This window comes from Aeromicrobium sp. CF4.19, assembly GCF_051262555.1.
GTDB lineage: Bacteria > Actinomycetota > Actinomycetes > Propionibacteriales > Nocardioidaceae > Aeromicrobium.
In genome coordinates, this window is record NZ_JBIMEU010000002.1 from 65785 (window position 1) to 85602 (window position 19818).

The window sequence follows — 19818 nt, forward strand, 5'->3', positions numbered from 1 at the left end:
TCAGCGTTGTCATTCACGCGACGCGGGCGAGCGTCGAGACCAGACGTACGGAGATCTCATGGCTGGCGCAATGCGAAAAGTAGGCGAGTACCTCGGCCTCGTCGAGCAGGCCGAGCTCGATGAGTGGGAGGACGACCCTGCCGCGGCCGAGGCCGCGCCACGTGAGCGCGCGCGCCGTGAGGAGCGTCAGGCCACCCCGGCACCCGTCGCGAACATCGAGGACCGGCGACCTGCACGCAGTGTCCCCGCTGCCGCGGCGCCGCGCCCCGAGCCCAGGGTCGAGCAAGCCTCCATGCTCGCGCGCATCGAGACCGTGACCCCGCGCACCTACAACGACGCCCGCTCGGTCGGGGAGCACTACCGCTCCGGTGTGCCGGTGATCATGAACCTCTCCGAGATCGACGACGACGACGCCAAGCGCCTGGTCGACTTCGCCGCGGGACTGGTCTTTGCCGTGCGCGGTACGATCAACCGTGTGACAGCAAAGGTCTTCCTCCTCTCGCCCGAGAACATCGAGGTCACCGACGAGGACAAGCAGCGCATCGCCGCCGGCGGCTTCTACAACCAGAGCTGACGCATGGACGTTGCCGCCATCGGCGAGATCATCCGGTTCATCCTCTGGATCTGCATCTTCGTCCTGCTCTCCCGCTTCGTGATCGACTGGGTCCAGCTGCTCGCCCGCACCTGGCGACCGTCCGGCGCCGTGGCCGTGCTCTGCGAGGGCATCTACACGGTCACCGACCCGCCACTGCGCGCCGTCCGTGGGGTGATCCCCCCGGTCCGCATGGGCGGAGCCGCACTGGACCTCTCGCCGATGATCCTGATGGTGGCCATCTACCTGCTGTTCATCATCGTCGGCGCGACCCTCGGCTGAGCCGGCCCGACCCCGCTGCGGGCGGGCTGGTCCGGGGCCCGTGAGCCATGCATCACGCCCGCGTTGAGACGCGTGTGGCAGAAGTGATCCGGCACGGAGTACGGTAGTCGGAGCAGAGTCGAGTGACTACCAGCAACCACGAGGTGAACTGATGCCGTTGACGCCAGAGGACGTGCGCAACAAGCGCTTCACTCCGGTCCGTCTCCGCGAGGGTTATGACATGGGGGAGGTCGACCAGTTCTTGGACGAGGTCGAAGCCGAGCTCGATCGTCTGACTGTCGAGAACGAGGAGCTGCGGGCCAAGGTGGCCGCCGCCTCCACCGGTGAGGCGACCGGGCTGATCCCCGCTGTCACGCCCGCCGAGGAGGCCCCCAAGCCCGTCGTGCAGGAGAAGGTCGAGCCGGAGCCCGAGCCGGAACCAGAGCCGGAGCCCGAGCCGGAGCCCGTGGCGGTCGTACCGACCCCCGCGCCCGTGCCGGCCGCCCCTCCGGTCACGTCGATGGGCGAGGCCTCCGGTGCCGCGGCGCGGCTGCTGGAGATCGCCTCCAACAACGCCGACCAGCTCATGGACCAGGCCAAGGAGGAGGCTGACCGCATCGTCGGTGAGGCTCGCACCAAGGCCGACCGCCTCACGCACGAGGCCCGCGGCAAGGCGGACCGGGTCGAGACCGACGCACGGATCCGTTCGCAGAAGCTCGACGACGAGACCAACGAGCGGCGCCAGCAGGCCGTCGCGGCCATCGAGCGGGAGCGCTATGAGCTCCAGCGCGAGGTCGAGCACCTGCGGGCGTACGAGCGCGAGTACCGAGCCCGGCTCAAGAACTACTTCCAGAGCCAGCTCGACCAGCTCGCCGCGAACGAGAACCCCTCGTCGAACCCGGTGCAGAACCCCAGCGACTCGTCCCCGCGTCGTCTGCGGTCCCTGCTCGGTGACGAGGACAACTCCTCGTCGAGCTCCTCGCTCTGAGCACCTCGTAGAGCCACGACGGCCCGCCACCCTCCCGGGTGGCGGGCCGTCGTGCGTCCCGGGTCAGGCCCTTCGCAGGGAGATGACGGCCGTCGTGCCGGTCACGTCGATCGAGACGGGCTCGGAGCCGTCCCCCGGCGTCAGGGTCGTGGCGAGGGTCTCGCCGGCGATCAGGTCGCCATGGGCCCGGACTGCGGCCAGGGTCGCGTCACTGCCTCCCACCACCAGCTCGATCCGGTCCGACACGGCGAGGCCGGCGTCGCGGCGCGCCTGCTGCACACCGCGCACGATGTCGCGGGCGAGGCCCTCGCGCTCCAGCTCGGGCGTGACCCCGGTGGCGAGGGCGATGAAGCCGCCGTCGGGCAGCACGGTGATCTCGGTGCCGTCGGCGGAGTCTGCGACCTGCTCGAGCGTGAACTCGCCGTCCTCGAGCACGATGCCACCCGCCGTCACGGTCCCGCCCTCGTCCACGGCCCAGTCGCCGCTCTTGGAGCCCTTGATCGCCTGCTGGACCTCCTTGCCCAGTCGTGGGCCGGCGGCCTTGGCGTGCACGACCAGGCGCTGGGAGAGCCCGTAGCTCGCCGCCTCGGGGGAGTCCAGCGCCACGAAGCGGACCTGCTTGAGGTTGAGCTCGCCGGCGACGACGGACTCGAAGCCGTGCAGGGCCGTCGGGTCGGGAACTGCCGCGTCGAGCGAGGCCAGCGGCAGCCGCACGCGCAGGCCGGCGGCCTTGCGCAGCGCGGACCCGGCCGAGCAGATCTCGCGGACGGCGTCCATCGAGGCGACGAGGACCTCGTCACCGGGCAGTGCGGCGTCGTCGGGCCAGTCGGCCAGGTGGACCGAGCGACCCCCGGTCAGGCCACGCCACACCTCCTCCGTGGTGAGCGGCAGGAGCGGAGCGCTCACCCGGCACACCGTCTCGAGCACCGTGTACAGCGTGTCGAACGGTGCGCGTGCCGGTCCCTCGGCCGCCTGGCCGTCACTGAGCCAGAAGCGCTCGCGCGAGCGTCGGATGTACCAGTTGGTCAGCACGTCGAGGAACGTGCGCATCGACTCACAGGCGTCCGCGATCGCGTAGCGGTCCATGTGGTCGGTCATCTCGCGGACCCACTGGCCGAGCTTGGCCAGGACGTAGCGGTCCATCGGGTCCTCGGCGTCCGTGATGCCGCGGGCCTCGAAGTCCCCCTCGGCGCCGCCGGCGAGGTTGGCGTACAGGCTGAAGAAGTACCAGCTGTTCCACAGCGGGATCATGACCTGGCGGACGCAGTCGCGGATGCCCTGCTCGGTGACCACGAGGTTGCCGCCCCGCAGGATCGGCGAGGCCATCAGGAACCAGCGCATCGCGTCGGCCCCGTCGCGGTCGAAGACCTCCGAGACCGCGGGGTAGTTGCGCAACGACTTGCTCATCTTGTTGCCGTCGGAGCCCAGCACGATGCCGTGGCTCACGCACGCCTCGAAGGCCGGCCGGTCGAACAGCGCGGTCGCCAGCACGTGCAGCGTGTAGAACCAGCCGCGGGTCTGGCCGATGTACTCCACGATGAAGTCCGCCGGGAAGTGGCCCGATGCGGCGGCGTCGTGATCGGCACCGAGGAACCACTCGGCGTTCTCGAACGGGTAGTGCACCTGGGCGAAGGACATCGACCCGGAGTCGAACCACACGTCCAGGACGTCCGGCACGCGCCGCATCATCGAGCGGCCGCTCGGGTCGTCGGGGTTGGGGCGGACGAGGTCGTCGACGTAGGGCCGGTGCAGGTCCGGGACGCCGTCCTTGCTGGGGACGGCGCCGAAGTCGCGCTCCAGCTCCTCGAACGAGCCGTAGACGTCGATGCGGGGGTACGCGGGATCGTCGCTCTTCCACACCGGCACGGGCGATCCCCAGAACCGGTTGCGGGTGATGGACCAGTCGCGGGCGTTCTCCAGCCACTTGCCGAACTGGCCGTCGCGGATGTGGTCCGGCACCCACTCGATCTCGCGGTTGAGCTCGATCATGCGGTCCTTGATCGCCGTGACCTCCACGAACCACGACGAGACGCCCTTGTAGATGAGGGGCTCGCGGCAGCGCCAGCAGTGCGGGTAGGAGTGGTCGTAGGTCTCGCGGCGCAGCAGGAGCGTGCCGGCGGTGACGGCACCCCGGTCCTGCTCGTCGGCCCCGGAGGTGGCGGCCTTGAGGTGGTCGATGATGTGCGGGTTGGCGTCGAAGACCAGCATGCCCTCGTACTCGCGGACCGGATCGGTGAAGCGGCCGTCCTTGCCCACCGGCATGACCGCGGCGATGCCCTCCCGGTCGGTGACCTCCTTGTCCACCTCGCCGAACGCACCCGCGCTGTGCACCAGTCCGGTGCCGTCGGTCGTGGTGACGGCCTCGTCGGCCGCCACCACGCGGAAGGCGTTCTCGTGGCCCTCGAAGTAGGAGAACGGCGGTGTGTACGTCAGGCCCAGCAGGTCGGCGCCGGTGCCGCGCCACACCACGTCAGGCTCGTCGCCGAGCTCGCGGGCGTAGGCGGGCAGGCGTGCCTCGGCCAGCACGAGTCGGTTCGGCCCGCCCGGCCCCTCGGTGGCCACCGCGACGTAGTCGATCTGCGTGCCCACCATGACGGCGAGGTTGCTGGGCAGCGTCCACGGTGTCGTCGTCCAGACCAGCAGCTTCGCCCCCGCGAGCTCGCCGGGGGTGGTGATCTCCACGCCCACCGTGACCGCCGGGTCCTGCCGGTTCTGGTACACGTCGTCGTCCATGCGCAGCTCGTGGTTGGACAGCGGCGTCTCGTCGTTCCAGCAGTACGGCAGGACCCGGAAGCCCTCGTACACCAGGCCCTTGTCGTACAGGGTCTTGAACGCCCAGATCACCGACTCCATGTAGTCGGGGTTGAGCGTGCGGTAGTCGTTGTCGAAGTCGACCCAGCGGGCCTGGCGGGTGACGTACTCGCGCCACTCCCCGGTGTACTTCAGGACGGACTGGCGGCACGCCTCGTTGAAGGCGCCGATGCCCATCTCGACGATCTCGTCGGTGGTCTTGATGCCGTTCAGACGCATGGCCTCCAGCTCGGCGGGCAGTCCATGCGTGTCCCAGCCGAAGCGGCGCTCCACCTTGGCGCCCCGCATCGTCCGGTAGCGCGGCACGACGTCCTTGACGTATCCGGTCAGCAGGTGGCCGTAGTGCGGCAGGCCGTTGGCGAAGGGCGGCCCGTCGTAGAAGACGAACTCGTTCTGCCCGTCCGGTCCCGCGTCGCGGGCCTCGACGCTCGCGCGGAACGTGTCGTCGGACTGCCAGTAGGCGAGGACGCGCTCCTCGATCTCGGGGAACCGCGGCGTCGCGGGGACACCGGCGCGGGCCGGGGTGCCGACCCCCGGGCGGCTGTCAGCGGCGGAGGAGGTCTCGAGACCGGTCTGGACCTTCGGGTACGTCATGGGTGCTCCTGCGTCGTCGTCCTGGCGAGGACGACCCTGCGGGCCGCGGTACCACCTCGGTTGCCGGCGCCGGCTCACCCGGCGTCGACCGCTCGTCGAGGCTGTGACGGGCCCACCCGTCCGGTTCTACTGAGGAGTCTCATCGACCCCGGTTCCTCCGGAGGCTCGCCGCTGATGACGGCTCGAACGCTGTGTGAGAAGAGTACCGCCGTCATGGTCCGCAGCGCCCGGTGGTGGCCCGGTGGAGGGGGAGTGGGCCGGGTTCGTCCTGCGGGTGTACTGTCCCCGCATGCCGAAGACCACCGCGTTGGCCGTGCGCGCGGACGAGAAGCCCTGGACCGCCGCCGAGACCAAGGCCGTGCGCACCGAGCTGGAGGAAGACCTGCTCCGCCTGCGCAAGGAGCTGGACCTCTCCGCCAAGGAGCTGCAGGACCTGTTGCGCGACGGCGTCGACGGTGCCGGGAACGACCAGGCCGATGTCGGCTCCACCAGTCTGGAGCGTGACGCGGAGATGTCGCTCGCCGCCAACCAGCGCGAGCTGCTCCAGCAGACCGAGAAGGCCCTCGGGCGTCTCGAGCAGGGCACGTACGGCGTGTGCGAGTCCTGCGGCGAGGCCATCGGCAAGATGCGTCTGCAGGCCTTCCCCCGAGCCACCCTGTGCATGCAGTGCAAGCAGCGCGAGGAGCGTCGCTGACCAGGTCGGACCACCCCGTGGCCGACCGGCCGAGCCTGACCGGCCGCCTGGCCGTGGGAGTGGTGCTCGCCTACGCCCTGGACCAGGTCACCAAGGTCGTCGCCGTCGCCAGGCTCGAGGGCGAGCCGTCGGTCGAGGTCGTGCCGGGACTGCTGTCGCTGACGTTCCTGCGCAATCCCGGGGCCGCGTTCGGCATGGGCGCCTCGATGACGGTCCTGCTGAGCCTGGTCTCCATCGCGGTGGTGGTCGTGGTCTCTCGCATGGCCACGCGCCTGCGCGATGCCGGCTGGGCGGTCGGCCTCGGTCTGCTGCTGGCGGGCGCCCTCGGCAACCTGACCGACCGGATCCTGCGTGAGCCCGGAGTCCTGCGTGGCCACGTGGTCGACTTCATCGACTACGGCCCGTTCGTGGGCAACGTGGCCGACATCTACCTCACCGTCGCCGCAGTCGTCATCGTCTGGCGCTCCTGGCGCGGCATCGCGCTCGACGGCACCAAGGAGAGCACATGAGCGATCTTTCGGGACGAGACCGCATGAGCACCGAGGGACGCGAGCAGAAGGTCGTCTCGGTGCCTGAGGGCCTGGCCGGCGAGCGCGTCGACGTCGCCCTGTCCAGGCTGCTCGGCCTGTCACGGACCCGGGCCAGCGAGCTCGTCGCGGACGGGCACGTCCGGCTTGACGGGAACGTCCCGCAGAAGTCCGAGCGGGTGGAGCCCGGGATGCTCATGGAGGCCACGATCCCCGCACCCCGCACGGCGACCGTCGTCGCCGAGCAGGTCGAGGGCATGCAGATCGTCTTCCAGGACGACGACATCGTCGTGGTGGACAAGCCGATCGGCGTGGCCGCGCACCCCAGCGTCGGGTGGGAGGGGCCCACGGTCGTCGGCCACCTGGCGGGAGCGGGCGTGCGCATCTCGACCTCCGGGGCACCGGAGCGACAGGGCATCGTGCAGCGCCTCGACGTCGGCACGAGCGGTCTCATGACGGTGGCCAAGTCCGAGCGGGCCTACACCGTGCTCAAGCAGGCCTTCCGCGACCGGACGGTCGACAAGACCTACCACGCCCTCGTGCAGGGCCACCCGGACCCGCACACCGGGACCATCGACGCTCCCATCGCCCGGCACCCGAAGCACGACTTCAAGTTCACGGTGCGCGCCGACGGCCGGGCGAGCATCACGCACTACGACACGCTCGAGGCCCACCGGTACGCATCGCTGCTCACCGTGAAGCTGGAGACGGGCCGAACGCACCAGATCCGCGTGCACATGAGCGCACTGCACCACCCGTGCGTCGGCGACCTGCAGTACGGCGCCGACCCCACGCTGGCGGCGCGCTTCGGCCTGGACCGCCAGTGGCTGCACGCGATGCGGCTCGGCTTCGAGCACCCGGGCACGGGGGAGTGGGTCGAGTTCTCCAGCGAGTACCCGCCCGACCTGCAGAGCGCCCTGGACGTCGTCCGCGACGCCGACTGACCACCCCTCGCTGAGTGTGACGTTTCCGCCCCCAGATCACTGATTTCGGGGCCGGATCGTCACACTCAGCGGGGGCTGTGGATGGCGCCGCCCGCGGTTGTCCGTGACCGGCGATGCTGCGCGGATGCATGCTCGCCGGACCGGAGACCTGATGCGCGCGGGAGCGACCCCGAAGGTGCTGCGTGGCCCCAGGATGGAGCGACGCAGCCACGGCCTGCTGCGACCGGCCGGGATCTCTGCCGCCCCACAGGACGAGCGCGTGGACGATGCGATCGGTCTGCTCCTTCCGGGAACCGCACTCGGCGGGTGGGCCTCCCTTCGGCACCAGGGGATCGCTTGGTTCGACGGGTGGTCCACGAAGGGCCTGCGACGTGCCCTGGTGCACTGCGAGCCCGGTGCCCAGCTGCGTCGGCGAGACGTGGTCGAGCCCTTTCGCGGTCTCGTCCATCCGTTCGAGCTCACCTCGCACGAGGGGGTCCGCACCAGCACCATCGAGCGCGCCGCCTTCGACGAGGCTCGGGTCGCGCCGGACCTGCGCACGGCGGTCCAGGCGCTCGACATGGCGGCGAGCAGGGTCCAGGAAGGGCCCCGGACCACCCTCAGCGCCGTCGGCGGCATCATCGCCGCGCACTGGAAGGTCCGTGGGATCGTCCGGGCGCGTGAAGCGCTGGCCCTGGCCTCCGAGCGGTCCGCCAGCCCGCTCGAGACCCGTACCCGGTTGATTGCGCGCCTCGACGCCGACATGGACGAGGTGCTGGAGAACGTGCCGATCTTCGACGGGCACGGGACGCTCCTCGGTGTCGTCGACCTCATCGACCCCGAGACCGGGCTCGTCGTGGAGACCGACGGGGCGGGCCACCGCGAGGCGGAGCAGCATGCACACGACAACCGACGTGAGGAGCTCCTCGAGCACGCCGGGTGCGTCGTCGTGCGGGTGAGCCCCATCGATCTCTCGGACCGCTGGGCGGTCGCAGAGAGGCTGCACCGCGCCGCCCGCGCCGCCCGGCGACCCCGGCCGCGGTCCTGGACCCTCGACCCACCGCCGTGGTGGGAGGGATCGTCCCTTGCGGAGCGGTGGCGATGACACGCTGAGTGGGACGTTCTCGCCCCACAACGCTGTGTTCGGGGGCGGAAACGTCCCACTCAGCGGGGGCACGGGGACCAGTGGAATGATGCCGCCATGACCTCGTCGGTGCGCCAGTCCGAGAAGCTCAGGGACGTCCTGTACGACATCCGCGGACCCGTCAGTGCACGAGCCGCGCAGCTGGAGGCCGAGGGCCACCGGATCCTCAAGCTCAACATCGGCAATCCTCAACCGTTCGGCTTCGACGCGCCGGCGGAGATCCTGCAGGACGTCATCGCAGCGCTGCCCGCCTCCGCGGGCTACTCCGACTCGCGCGGGATCCAGTCCGCGCGTCGTGCGGTCGTGCACCACTACCAGCTGCAGGACGGCTTCCCGGACCTCGACATCGACGACGTCTGGATCGGCAACGGCGTCTCCGAGCTCATCCAGATGGCGCTGCAGGCGCTGCTGGACAACGGCGACGAGGTCCTCATCCCGATCCCGGACTATCCGCTGTGGACCGCGGTGACCAACCTTGCCGGCGGCACCCCGGTGCACTACCGATGCGACGAGGACAACGACTGGAACCCCGACCTCGCCGACCTCGAGGCCAAGATCACCGACCGCACCAAGGTCATCGTGGTCATCAACCCCAACAACCCGACGGGTGCGGTCTACTCGCCGCAGACCCTCACGGGCATCGCGGACCTGGCGCGCAAGCACGGCCTGGTGCTCATGGCCGACGAGATCTACGACAAGATCCTCTACGACGACGCCACCCACGTCCCGCTCGCGAGCGTGGCTCCCGACGTCCTGACCCTGACGTTCAACGGGCTGTCCAAGGCCTACCGCGTGTGCGGGTACCGCTCGGCCTGGCTCGTCGCGACCGGACCGCTGGAGACCGCCCGAGACTATCTCGAGGGCATCACGCTGCTGGCCTCGATGCGGCTGTGCCCGAACGTCCCGGCCCAGAACGCCATCCAGGTGGCGCTCGGCGGGTACCAGAGCATCACCGAGCTCATCCTGCCCGGCGGCCGGCTGCTGGAGCAGCGTGACACCGCGGTGGCCGAGCTGCGCTCGATCCCGGGCGTGAGCGTCGTGCAGCCCAAGGGTGCGCTCTACGTCTTCCCCCGGCTCGACCCCGAGGTGCACCCCATCAAGGACGACCAGCAGCTCGTGCTCGACCTGCTGCTGAGCGAGAAGATCCTCCTGACGCAGGGAACCGGCTTCAACTGGCCCGAGCCGGACCACCTGCGCATCGTCACGCTGCCCTGGGCCCGCGACCTCTCCGACGCCATCCAGCGGCTGGGCAACTTCCTCAGCAGCTACCACCAGGTGTAGCCGGCACTACGTGCACAGGGGTGGTCCTCGGTGGTCGCCCGTGACCGGTCGCGCCTCGGATGCTCCGACCACGACCCGGGTTCTCGGGCCCGTCCCGAGAATGTTCGCGGTACGGCCACCAGGTGCTGCCGGACTTCGCTACGCTCTGCGCACGTACTGGGGTTCCGGGGGGACAATGACGAGGATCGATCGACGCACGCTGCTGGTGGGCGCCACCGGCCTCGTGCTCACCGCGTGCGGCGGCGGCTCTGGACCGGACACGAAGGCGACGAGCGGTCCGAACATCGTCAAGCCGAATGCGGGCACGGTGGTCACCGCCGAGGACACGGCCGCCCTGCGCGAGAAGCTCGGCGCGGCGTTCCGGTCCGGCGACGTCGAGCAGCTCCTCGCCCTCATCGACCCGGAGAGCTTCGCGATCGAGGACGTCCGGAAGCGGTGGACTCGCCGCTTCGAGAACTTCGACCGCCTCGGGTTCGTCACGGGTGAGTGGTACGTGGGCACACCGACCGGACGCACCCGCAACGGGGCCGGGGGCGAGGTCGAGTACCGCGGCGACCTCGTCTTCGCGCACCAGGTCGAGGGCTGTGACGCCCAGCAGGTCGTGGAGAGCTACAGCGCCGAGTTCCGCAAGCAGTCCGAGGACGCCCCGCTGGAGCTGATGCATCTCGGGGACGCCGAGGCGGCCTTCGACCCCTCGATCTGGGACGTCGCCGACGTCGACGCGATCGAGACCGAGCACGCCTGGATCGTCTTCCGCGGCAAGGACGCCGCGCGGGCCAAGCGCTTCGCGCCGCGGATCGAGGACGGCGCGAAGCGCGCCTTCGACCTCATGCCCAGGCCCAAGGGCGTCGAGAAGGTCTTCTACTCGCTCACCTGGAACGACGTCGACGGCAAGCTCTACGGTGGCGTGGCGGTGGGTGACGCCGACGCCCACGCGTACTACCACCCCTTCCTGGACCCCGAGGAGCTCGCGACCGGGCAGAAGGCGACGACCGACGTGTCCGGCCTGCCCAGGGCCACGGGACGCGTGGGCATGCACGAGTCGGCGTTCGACCGTCCGGACTTCACCGACGTCGCCTGCCACGAGGCGGTGCACGTCCTGGCGAACCAGTGGTACAGCGGGTCCACGGCCGCGTGGGTGACCGAGGGACTCGCGGTCTGGGGCGAGCGGGGTGGCCCGGCGAACATGGCCCGCGACGGCGCGCGGATCCGGTCGGCCTTCGGGGAGTTCGAGCGGACCGCGGTGATCGGCCGGGAGGGCTTCTACGACTCACCTCGCCGCTCGGACTTCTACGCCTGCGCCGGCGCCGTCTACGCCTACCTGGAGGACTCGGGGGGCAGGAAGGCCGTCTTCGGGACCGCGGAGAAGTACTACGCGGGTGATGAGTCCGTCAACGAGGCCGAGGGTGCGGTCGACGACGACACCGCGAAGCTGCTGGCGGCCACCCGCTCGTGGCTGAACGCGTGAACCGACCGGTGGCCGGCACCTGCAGGCCCCGGACCAGCGTTCGCAGCACCATCGACCCGGGCCCAGTCCCGGCACCACCAGAGAGCAGGACGCCATGAGGCGAGCAGCGACGTTGGCGGTGACGGTCCTCCTCGTGCTGGCCGCGTGCACCGGGGGCGACGAGGACGAGGACGGCGCCGCTCTGCCGCTGCCGAGCGAGGCACCCTCAGCGGCCGGTCCCGCCACGGGTCCGGGCCTGGAGGCCAAGGTCCTGCTCTCCTCCACCGACGAGCTGGAGGGTCAGCTCGGCGAGGTCGGCTCGGCCCAGGTGGAGCGCCGTTCCGACGCGTTCATCAGCGGCCGCACGGTCGTGGGGTACTCCGTGGACGACATCTCCGGCTACGACCTGGACTCCGGCGAGCAGCTCTGGACGGCGAAGCTGGACCTGGGCGGCGGCACCGTCTGCTTCGTCTCCCAGCCCGACCGGGCCGTCAAGCACTTCACGGTCGCCTATGGCGAGTCCGGCTCCTGCCCGAGCCTCGCGACCATCCGGGTCTCCGACGGGAAGGTCGTGAACATCTCCGAGCGACTCAGCGATCTTCCGGAGTTCGAGGGGGAGCCTGCCGGTGGAGCCGTCAGGCACCTGTTCACCGTGGAGGGCGAGGACCACCTGGTCGACTTCCGGGGCGTCGTCTGGCGGATGGCCGAGGGCGAGCCGGAGGCGATCGCACGGCTCGAGGCCGACTCCTACTTCGACCTCGTGCCGACGCCCGACGGGGAGATGCTGGTCGGCTCCCGGCTCAGCGACGGTGATCGCTGCCGGGTCGACGGCTACACGCTGCCCTCATTCGAGAACGCCTGGACGCAGGACGGCGCGACGCTGTTCCCTGACGTCGACGACCCCTCCTGCGTGATCGCGGCCGCCGAGGGCGACCCCTCCTGGCTCATGCAGGAGACGACTGACAGCTACACGATGGTGCAGGTGGATCCCGCCACGGGCGAGGTGCTGGGCAGCGAGGAGGCCCCGAAGGACTCCGGCGGGCAGGCGGCCGAGGGCGAGTTCGACCTCGCGAGCGCGGCCAACCAGTTCGACCGCACGTTGGGGATGTCGAACGGCGACATGGTCTTCGCCCAGGTCAACGGGCTCACCCGCCTCTCGCTGGAGTCCGGTGAGGTGGCCTGGGACCTCGACCTCAGCCAGCTCGAGCTGGAGTCGCAGGAGGAGTTCCCGCTGACCGACGTGCTGCCGCAGGGCGTCACGGCCGACGGCTACCTCGTCGCCTCGGTCAGCAACAACACGGCCGCGGAGATCGTCGCCGTCGACGCCGAGTCCGGGGAGCTGGCCGCCCGGTGGCCGGTGCCGGAGGAGTTCGGCAACGGGTTCCAGGTGCAGCCGGGCATGACGCTGTTCGACGGGGGCGTGGTGCTGACGCGCAACTTCGAGCAGTGGGAGTTCACCTTCGCGAGCTACCGGGAGGGCCTGGTCCAGCCCGAGGGTGACCAGTACGACATCGGTGTCTTCACGTTCCCCGAGCCCGACGACTCCCCGGACGAGGGCGTCTCGACGGCAGGCCCGGGCGACGACGAGGCGGTGCCGTTCGGAGGTCTGGAGACACCCGATGACACCGAGCGGGAGGCCGGCTCGTTCAACACCGGGTCGGGCGTGGTCGTGGGGTACGCCGGGAGCACGGTCACCGGGCTCGACGCGTCCTCCGGCGAGCAGGTCTGGTCGAGGGAGGTCGGCCCGGACCCCTCGGCCCGGGTCTGCTCGCCGGCGCGGCCCGAGCAGGCCGTCAAGACCGTCACCTTGTCCTATCGGACCGCAGACGGCGAGAAGTGCTCGAACCTCGTGCGGCTCGCGGTGGCCGACGGCGAGGTCGTGGACCAGGTCGAGGTCCCCGAGGAGCTCACGTCCGTCACCCGCCTGGTGATGTTCGAGCGCACGGTGCTGATCCTCACCGAGGGTGGCGGGGTCCACCGCATCGAGGACGGCCGGCTCGTCGAGCACGCCGAGCTCGCGCGGGGCCCCTACTCCCTGGAGACGGCAGCCCAGGACCCGTCCTTGCTGGTCGCGACGTCCTCGGTCGAGGGTGGCAAGGACTGGGCCATCGATGCCTACCGGCTGCCGGAGCTCGAGCCGGTCTGGTCCACCAAGGGCAGTGAGGTGTTCTCCGACATCGACCCGGACAACCAGGTCGTCGGGTGGCGCGACAACGGCCTGTGGGTCTCCACCACCTTCGGGGACATCAGTGATCCCGAGGCGACGACGCAGGACGCCCTGGCGCAGCTGGACCCGGCCGACGGCAGCGTCGTGGCCGAGACGGGGAAGGTCGAGAAGGACTACCTGGCCGACGACCTGGAGACCTTCTCGCTCACCGCAGCCGCCACCGGCTACTTCCGGACGACCGCCTTCGAGGACGGGGACGTCGTCCTGCCGCAGAGCAACGGAGCAGTGCGGTACTCCCTGGAGGACGAGGAGATCCGGTGGTCCCTCGACCTGGAGTCGATCATGGGCTCCATGGAGCAGGACCGCGGGTCCGGCCTGCGGGCCGACCAGAGCTTCGACCTGGTCGACGGCGGCGAGACGGTCCTGGTCACGCTGAGCAACGGGACGAGCGTCGAGCTGATCACCGTCGAGGCCTCCACCGGCAGCATCACGGGCCGGTGGACGGTGCCGGCCTCGCACCGCAACGGGCTGCAGGCCGGTACGCAGGTCACGACCTTCGGTGGGGGCGTGGCCCTGGCCAGGGAGGACTACTCCTTCGACTACGCCTTCGAGGCGCAGGGCCGGGAGGTGCCCTCGGAGACGCAGTACGACGTCGGACTCTTCCGGCTCCCCGGTCGTGGAGGGGACTGAGTCCGCGACACCGGATGTGACGGTTCGGGCCGATTCTGTCGGCGGTGTGCGGCAGGATCGTCGTCATGAATGTTCCTGATCGGAAGCCTCCCGTCGAGGAGGCCGGATGACTGCCATGATCAGCGCGACCGGCCTGGTCAAGCGCTACAAGGAGGTCGAGGCCCTCAAGGGGCTCGACCTGACGGTGCCCGAGGGCAAGGTCCTGGGGCTGCTCGGTCCCAACGGAGCGGGCAAGACGACGGCGGTGCGCATCCTCGCCACGCTGCTGGAGGCCGACGAGGGCTCGGCCACGGTGGCCGGGGTCGACGTCATGCGCGACCCGGACGGCGTCCGGTCCCGGATCGGGCTCTCCGGCCAGTACGCCGCGGTCGACGAGCACCTCACGGGCTTTGAGAACCTGCGGATGGTGGGTCGCCTGTACGGCATGAGTGCCTCGGCGGCGTCGGCCCGTGCGCGCGAGCTGCTGGAGCGGTTCGACCTCAGCGACGCGGCCGACCGGCCGTCCAAGACCTACTCCGGGGGCATGCGCCGGCGGCTGGACCTCGCCGGTGCGCTCGTCGCGGCGCCGCCGGTGCTCATCCTCGACGAGCCCACCACGGGACTGGACGTGCGGGCCCGCCAGCAGATGTGGAGCGTCATCCAAGACCTCGTCGGCTCCGGAGCCACGCTGCTGCTGACCACCCAGTACCTGGAGGAGGCGGACCTGCTCGCGGACGACATCGTCGTCATCGATCGTGGCGAGGCCATCGCCCGCGGCACCGCCGACGAGCTGAAGTCCCAGACCGGCGGCGAGCGCATCGAGGTCGTCGTGGCCGATGCCGGACGCCGCGAGGACGCCGGCCGCATCCTGGCCGGCGTGGCGGTGGGCGACGTCCAGCGTGCGGCCGGCGGACGCGAGGTCTCCGCCTCCGTCGAGGGCGGTGCGGCCCAGCTGATGGTGGTGCTGCGCTCGCTGCAGGAGCAGGGCATCGAGGTGCTCGACATCGGCCTGCGCCGACCCACCCTCGACGACGTCTTCCTGACCCTGACCGGCCACGCGGCCGAGGAGCCCGCTCCCGAGGAGTCGGCCGACGACGAGCCGGAGGTGGCCCGATGAGCCTGACCCGCACCCTCACCGACGGCTGGGTCGTGGCCCAGCGCAACCTCATCAAGATCGTCCGCGTGCCCGAGATCCTGGTCTTCGTCCTGATCTCGCCGATCATGTTCGTGCTGCTGTTCGCCTACGTCTTCGGTGGGGCGATCGATCCCGGCGGCGGTCTCAACTACCGCGAGTTCCTCGTGGGCGGCATCTTCGCCCAGACCGTGGTCTTCGGCGCCACGTTCACCGGGGCCGGCCTGGCCGAGGACATGCAGAAGGGCATCATCGACCGCTTCCGGTCGTTGCCGATGTCCCGCTCGGCGGTCCTGGTGGGCCGCACGACCTCCGACATCGTCTACAACGTGCTGTCGCTGGTCATCATGGCGCTGACCGGCCTCCTGGTCGGATGGCGGGCGCGCGAGGGCGTGGTCGACATGCTCGCCGGCTTCCTGCTGCTGCTCGTCTTCGCCTACGCGATCAGCTGGATCATGGCCTACATCGGCCTGCTGGTCCCCAGCGTGGAGGTCATCAACAACGCCTCGTTCATCGTCATCATGCCCCTGACGTTCGTCTCCAACGCCTTCGTGCCGCTGGAGTCGTTCCCGAGCGGACTTCGCACGTTCGTGGAGTGGAACCCGGTCTCGGCGGTCACCCAGGCGTGCCGCGAGCTGTTCGGCAACACCAGTGACGCCATCCCCGTCCCGGACGCATGGTCGATGCAGAACCCGGTGCTCTACACCCTCATCTGGGTGGTGATCATCCTGGTGGTCTTCGTCCCGTTGTCGGTGCGTCAGTACAAGCTGGCCAGCAGCCGCTGAGGCCCGACCGGCCGACGATCCTGCCCCGCCCGAGGACTGCGGCGGGGCAGGATCGTGCGCTGCCCGGCGTCGATCTCGACCGGATCCTCGTGGGCTCCGCGTGGCTCGTCGAACCCGTCGGCGACCTCGCGTAGGCTGAGGCTCTTCCCCAGAACCCGCCGTCAGCGGCACCCCGATCCCGTCGACGGCCACCGTTGTCGATGGCAGAGCCCGTCATGTCTGGAGGCGCATCACCCGATGCCGAGCGACTCGTCCTTCGTGCACCTGCACAACCACACGGAGTACTCGATGCTCGACGGGCACGCCCTGCTGGACGGGATGTTCGAGCGCACCGCCTCGCTGCAGATGCCGGCCATCGCGATGACCGACCACGGCAACGTGCACGGCGCCTACGACTTCTACGCCAAGGCCCGCCAGCACGGGGTCAAGCCGATCATCGGCCTGGAGGCCTACCTCACCCCCGGGACGCAGCGCAGCGAACGTCGCAAGGTCAAGTGGGGCAAGGGCCTGAGCGGCAACGAGGAGGAGGGTGGCAAGGACGTCGCCGGTGGCGGCGCCTACACCCACATGACGATGCTGGCCTCCACCACCGAGGGCATGCACAACCTGTTCCGCCTGTCGTCGCTGTCCAGCCTGGAGGGCTACTACTACAAGCCCCGCGCTGACCGTGAGCTCCTGCAGACCTACGGCAAGGGCCTGATCGCCACGACGGGCTGCCCCTCCGGCGAGATCCAGACGAGGCTGCGCCTGGGCCAGTTCGACGAGGCCGTCAAGGCGGCCGCCGACTTCCAGGACATCTTCGGTCGGGGCAACTTCTTCCTGGAGCTGATGGACCACGGCATTCCCATCGAGAAGGAGGTCCGAGAGGACCTCCTTCGCCTGGGCAAGCAGCTCGACCTGCCACCGGTGGCCACAAACGACTGCCACTACACGCACCCCGACGACGCGGCCGCCCACGACGCCCTGATCTGCGTCGCCTCCGGCAAGACCGTGGCCGACCCGAACCGGCTCAAGTTCGCCGGCGGCGGCTACTACGTCAAGTCCGCCGCGGAGATGCGTGAGCTGTGGGAGGACCGCTTCGACATGAAGGAGGCGTGTGACAACACGCTCCTCATCGCCGAGCGGTGCGACGTGGAGTTCACCGAGTCCACCGGCGGCTACATGGCGCGCGCCGACGTGCCCGGCGGCGAGACCGAGGAGAGCTGGTTCGTCGCCGAGGTGTGGCGCGGCATCGAGTCGCGCTACCCGGGCGAGGCGCTGACGCAGGCCGTGCGCGACCGCGTCGAGATGGAGCTCGGTGTCATCCGGGCCAAGGGCTACTGCGGCTACTACCTCGTCGTCGCCGACTTCATCAACTGGTCCAAGGACAACGGCATCCGCGTGGGACCCGGACGCGGATCCGGTGCCGGCTCCATCGCTGCCTACGCGCTGCGCATCACCGACCTCTGCCCCCTGGAGCACGGCCTGATCTTCGAGCGGTTCCTCAACCCCGAGCGTCCCTCCATGCCCGACTTCGACATCGACTTCGACGAGCGTCGACGCGCCGAGGTCATCCGCTACGTGAGCGACAAGTACGGCTCCGACCGCGTCGCGTACATCGCCACGTTCGGGCGGCTCAAGTCCAAGGCGGCCATCAAGGACGCCAACCGCGTGCTGGACTACCCGTTCGCGATGGGGGAGCGGATCACCAAGGCCCTGCCGGCCGACGTCATGGGCAAGGGAGTCCCGCTGGCGCAGATCTTCGACCCCTCCCACAAGCGGTTCAACGACGGCAAGGAGTTCCGCGACCTGCACGAGTCCGACGCCGAGGTCCGCAAGATCTACGACACGGCGCTCGGCCTCGAGGGCCAGATCCGCAACTGGGGCGTGCACGCGGCCGGCGTCATCATGAGCAGCGAGCCGCTCATCGACATCGTGCCGATCATGAAGCGCGAGCAGGACGGCGCGATCATCACGCAGTTCGACTACCCGATGTGCGAGGCGCTCGGGCTGGTCAAGATGGACTTCCTGGGCCTGCGCAACCTCACGGTCCTGGACGACGCGCTCATCAACATCAAGGCCAACCGCGGCGAGGACGTCGTGCTGGAGGACCTCACCTTCGACGACCCGGCCACGTACGCGTTGCTCTCGCGCGGGGACACGCTCGGCGTCTTCCAGCTCGACGGCGGACCGATGCGCGCCCTGCTGCGCAGCATGCGTCCGGACAAGTTCGAGGACATCTCGGCCGTCGGCGCGCTCTACCGCCCCGGTCCGATGGGCGCGGACTCGCACAACAAGTACGCCCGGCGCAAGAACGGCCGCGAGCAGATCGAGCCCATCCACCCCGAGCTGGAGGAGCCGCTCAAGGACGTCCTCGGCGAGACCTACGGCCTGATCGTCTACCAGGAGCAGGTGATGGAGATCGCCCAGGTGCTGGCGGGCTTCAGCCTGGGCCAGGCCGACCTCCTGCGGCGGGCGATGGGCAAGAAGAAGAAGGAGGAGCTGGACAAGCAGTACGCCGGCTTCCAGGGCGGGATGCTCGAGCGGGGTTTCTCCCAGCCCGCCATCTCCGCGTTGTGGGAGATCCTGCTGCCCTTCTCCGACTACGCCTTCAACAAGGCCCACTCGGCGGCGTACGGCGTCATCTCCTACTGGACGGCCTTCCTCAAGGCCAACTACCCCGCGGAGTACATGGCGGCGCTGCTCACCAGCACCCGCGGCGACAAGGACAAGTCCGCCATCTACCTCGCCGAGTGCCGGCGCCTGGGCATCCAGGTGCTGCCGCCGGACGTCAACGACTCCGTCTCCAACTTCGCCTCCGTCGGTGAGGACATCCGCTTCGGGCTCGGCGCGGTGCGCAACGTGGGAGAGAACGTCGTGGCCGGCATCGTCGCCGCGCGGGAGGAGCGTGGAGCCTTCACCGACTTCCCGGACTTCCTGGACAAGGTGCCCACGCACGTGTGCAACAAGCGCGTTCTCGACTCGCTCGTCAAGGCCGGTGCGTTCGACTCGATGGGGCACCGGCGTCGCGCCCTCACCACGATCGCCGAGGACGCCGTCGACCAGTACATCGACCTCAAGCGCAACGCCGCCATCGGCCAGGACTCCCTGTTCGGGGGCATGGACGACGCCTTCACCGGCGTCGCCGTCACCGTGCCGGACATGCCGGAGTGGGAGAAGACCCAGCTGCTCGCGTTCGAGCGCGACATGCTCGGCCTGTACGTCTCGGACCACCCGCTGCTGGGCCTGGAGCACGTCCTGAAGGCCAGCAGCGACGTGAGCGTCGGCCAGCTGATCGCCGATGCCGACCGCCCCGACGGCAGCACCGTGCGCATCTGCGGCCTCATCACCGGCGTGCAGCGTCGGCTCACCAAGAAGGGCGACACGTGGGCCTCGATCACGGTCGAGGACCTCGAGGGCAGCGTCGACGTGATGGTCTTCCCGGCCACGTACTCCCTCGCCGCTCCCGCCCTCGTGCCCGACACCGTCGTCGTGGTGAAGGCACGGGTGCGTCGAAAGGACGACGACGAGCTGGACCTGCACGCCCAGGAGGTCACGATGCCGGCCATGAGCGCGGGCCAGGCCGAGGTGCCGGTCGTCGTGAGCATGCCCGTGGCCCGCTGCACCTCCGACGTCGTCAGTGAGTTCAAGCGCGTCCTGGGCACCCACCCCGGTGCCACGGAGGTTCACCTGCGCCTCGTCGGCAGCGGCGCCACCAAGGTCATGCGGCTCGACGACAACCTGCGGGTCAAGCCCTCGTCGTCGCTCATCGCCGACCTCAAGGAGCTTCTGGGGCCCCATTGTCTGGCGTGATCGAGGTTCGG

General features: G+C 69.9%; 14 protein-coding genes. 13 read left to right on the plus strand and 1 reads right to left on the minus strand.

Annotated elements, in window-relative coordinates:
- Positions 1 to 58 precede the first annotated feature (58 nt).
- The 3 genes from ACHAAC_RS04835 to ACHAAC_RS04845 all read left to right on the plus strand — a co-directional run bounded on the left by ACHAAC_RS04835 (position 59) and on the right by ACHAAC_RS04845 (position 1841).
- Positions 59 to 574 carry a cell division protein SepF gene (locus ACHAAC_RS04835; protein WP_435714894.1) on the plus strand — a complete coding sequence of 172 codons (516 nt, stop codon included), beginning with the start codon at positions 59 to 61 and terminating at the stop codon, positions 572 to 574.
- Between the two features lie 3 nt (positions 575 to 577).
- Positions 578 to 874, plus strand: coding sequence for a YggT family protein (locus tag ACHAAC_RS04840; protein ID WP_435714895.1), 297 nt, complete (start codon positions 578 to 580; stop codon positions 872 to 874).
- A gap of 151 nt (positions 875 to 1025) precedes the next feature.
- Positions 1026 to 1841 (plus strand): DivIVA domain-containing protein, encoded by an 816-nt coding sequence (locus ACHAAC_RS04845; RefSeq protein WP_435714896.1) that lies wholly within the window; start codon positions 1026 to 1028, stop codon positions 1839 to 1841.
- 63 nt (positions 1842 to 1904) lie between these two features.
- Here ACHAAC_RS04845 and ileS read toward each other — a convergent pair whose 3' ends face one another.
- The gene (ileS, locus tag ACHAAC_RS04850) at positions 1905 to 5246 is read right to left on the minus strand and encodes an isoleucine--tRNA ligase (RefSeq protein ID WP_435714897.1); all 3342 of its coding nucleotides are present in this window, start codon (positions 5244 to 5246) and stop codon (positions 1905 to 1907) included.
- Positions 5247 to 5535: 289 nt separating this feature from the next.
- Between ileS and ACHAAC_RS04855 the strand changes: the two genes are divergently transcribed.
- The 10 genes from ACHAAC_RS04855 to dnaE all read left to right on the plus strand — a co-directional run bounded on the left by ACHAAC_RS04855 (position 5536) and on the right by dnaE (position 19807).
- Positions 5536 to 5940: a TraR/DksA family transcriptional regulator gene (locus ACHAAC_RS04855; protein ID WP_435714898.1), complete on the plus strand. Its 405-nt coding sequence runs from the start codon at positions 5536 to 5538 to the stop codon at positions 5938 to 5940.
- Positions 5941 to 5957: 17 nt separating this feature from the next.
- Positions 5958 to 6449 carry a signal peptidase II gene (locus ACHAAC_RS04860; protein WP_435714899.1) on the plus strand — a complete coding sequence of 164 codons (492 nt, stop codon included), beginning with the start codon at positions 5958 to 5960 and terminating at the stop codon, positions 6447 to 6449.
- 23 nt (positions 6450 to 6472) lie between these two features.
- Positions 6473 to 7411 (plus strand): RluA family pseudouridine synthase, encoded by a 939-nt coding sequence (locus ACHAAC_RS04865; RefSeq protein WP_435714900.1) that lies wholly within the window; start codon positions 6473 to 6475, stop codon positions 7409 to 7411.
- A 124-nt stretch (positions 7412 to 7535) separates the two neighbouring features.
- A complete protein-coding gene (locus ACHAAC_RS04870) occupies positions 7536 to 8495 on the plus strand; it encodes a DUF559 domain-containing protein (protein WP_435714901.1) in 960 nt (319 codons plus the stop codon).
- Between the two features lie 96 nt (positions 8496 to 8591).
- Positions 8592 to 9815, plus strand: a complete 1224-nt coding sequence (locus ACHAAC_RS04875) for a pyridoxal phosphate-dependent aminotransferase (protein ID WP_435714902.1) — start codon at positions 8592 to 8594, stop codon at positions 9813 to 9815.
- Positions 9816 to 9990: 175 nt separating this feature from the next.
- Positions 9991 to 11283 carry a hypothetical protein gene (locus tag ACHAAC_RS04880; RefSeq protein ID WP_435714904.1) on the plus strand — a complete coding sequence of 431 codons (1293 nt, stop codon included), beginning with the start codon at positions 9991 to 9993 and terminating at the stop codon, positions 11281 to 11283.
- Between the two features lie 94 nt (positions 11284 to 11377).
- Complete coding sequence (locus ACHAAC_RS04885) at positions 11378 to 14119, plus strand: PQQ-binding-like beta-propeller repeat protein (RefSeq protein WP_435714906.1); 2742 nt, start codon at positions 11378 to 11380, stop codon at positions 14117 to 14119.
- Positions 14120 to 14225: 106 nt separating this feature from the next.
- Positions 14226 to 15215, plus strand: coding sequence for an ATP-binding cassette domain-containing protein (locus ACHAAC_RS04890; RefSeq protein WP_435714908.1), 990 nt, complete (start codon positions 14226 to 14228; stop codon positions 15213 to 15215).
- On the plus strand, positions 15212 to 16015 hold the full coding sequence (locus ACHAAC_RS04895) for an ABC transporter permease (protein WP_435714909.1): 804 nt from the start codon (positions 15212 to 15214) through the stop codon (positions 16013 to 16015). The genes ACHAAC_RS04890 and ACHAAC_RS04895 overlap by 4 nt, the downstream gene beginning before the upstream one ends.
- Before the next feature lie 237 nt (positions 16016 to 16252).
- Entirely contained in the window at positions 16253 to 19807 is a 3555-nt protein-coding gene (gene dnaE, locus ACHAAC_RS04900; RefSeq protein ID WP_435714911.1) for a DNA polymerase III subunit alpha, read from the plus strand.
- Positions 19808 to 19818: the final 11 nt, after the last annotated feature.

What these genes read in the sequence shown, in the direction of transcription:
- ACHAAC_RS04835 (WP_435714894.1), top strand. Translation starts at nt 59, where the DNA reads ATGGCTGGCGCAATGCGAAAAGTAGGCGAGTACCTCGGCCTCGTCGAG.
- ACHAAC_RS04840 (WP_435714895.1), top strand. Translation starts at nt 578, where the DNA reads ATGGACGTTGCCGCCATCGGCGAGATCATCCGGTTCATCCTCTGGATC.
- ACHAAC_RS04845 (WP_435714896.1), top strand. Translation starts at nt 1,026, where the DNA reads ATGCCGTTGACGCCAGAGGACGTGCGCAACAAGCGCTTCACTCCGGTC.
- ileS (WP_435714897.1), bottom strand. Translation starts at nt 5,246, where the DNA reads ATGACGTACCCGAAGGTCCAGACCGGTCTCGAGACCTCCTCCGCCGCT.
- ACHAAC_RS04855 (WP_435714898.1), top strand. Translation starts at nt 5,536, where the DNA reads ATGCCGAAGACCACCGCGTTGGCCGTGCGCGCGGACGAGAAGCCCTGG.
- ACHAAC_RS04865 (WP_435714900.1), top strand. Translation starts at nt 6,473, where the DNA reads ATGAGCACCGAGGGACGCGAGCAGAAGGTCGTCTCGGTGCCTGAGGGC.
- ACHAAC_RS04870 (WP_435714901.1), top strand. Translation starts at nt 7,536, where the DNA reads ATGCATGCTCGCCGGACCGGAGACCTGATGCGCGCGGGAGCGACCCCG.
- ACHAAC_RS04875 (WP_435714902.1), top strand. Translation starts at nt 8,592, where the DNA reads ATGACCTCGTCGGTGCGCCAGTCCGAGAAGCTCAGGGACGTCCTGTAC.
- ACHAAC_RS04880 (WP_435714904.1), top strand. Translation starts at nt 9,991, where the DNA reads ATGACGAGGATCGATCGACGCACGCTGCTGGTGGGCGCCACCGGCCTC.
- ACHAAC_RS04885 (WP_435714906.1), top strand. Translation starts at nt 11,378, where the DNA reads ATGAGGCGAGCAGCGACGTTGGCGGTGACGGTCCTCCTCGTGCTGGCC.
- ACHAAC_RS04890 (WP_435714908.1), top strand. Translation starts at nt 14,226, where the DNA reads ATGACTGCCATGATCAGCGCGACCGGCCTGGTCAAGCGCTACAAGGAG.
- ACHAAC_RS04895 (WP_435714909.1), top strand. Translation starts at nt 15,212, where the DNA reads ATGAGCCTGACCCGCACCCTCACCGACGGCTGGGTCGTGGCCCAGCGC.
- dnaE (WP_435714911.1), top strand. Translation starts at nt 16,253, where the DNA reads ATGCCGAGCGACTCGTCCTTCGTGCACCTGCACAACCACACGGAGTAC.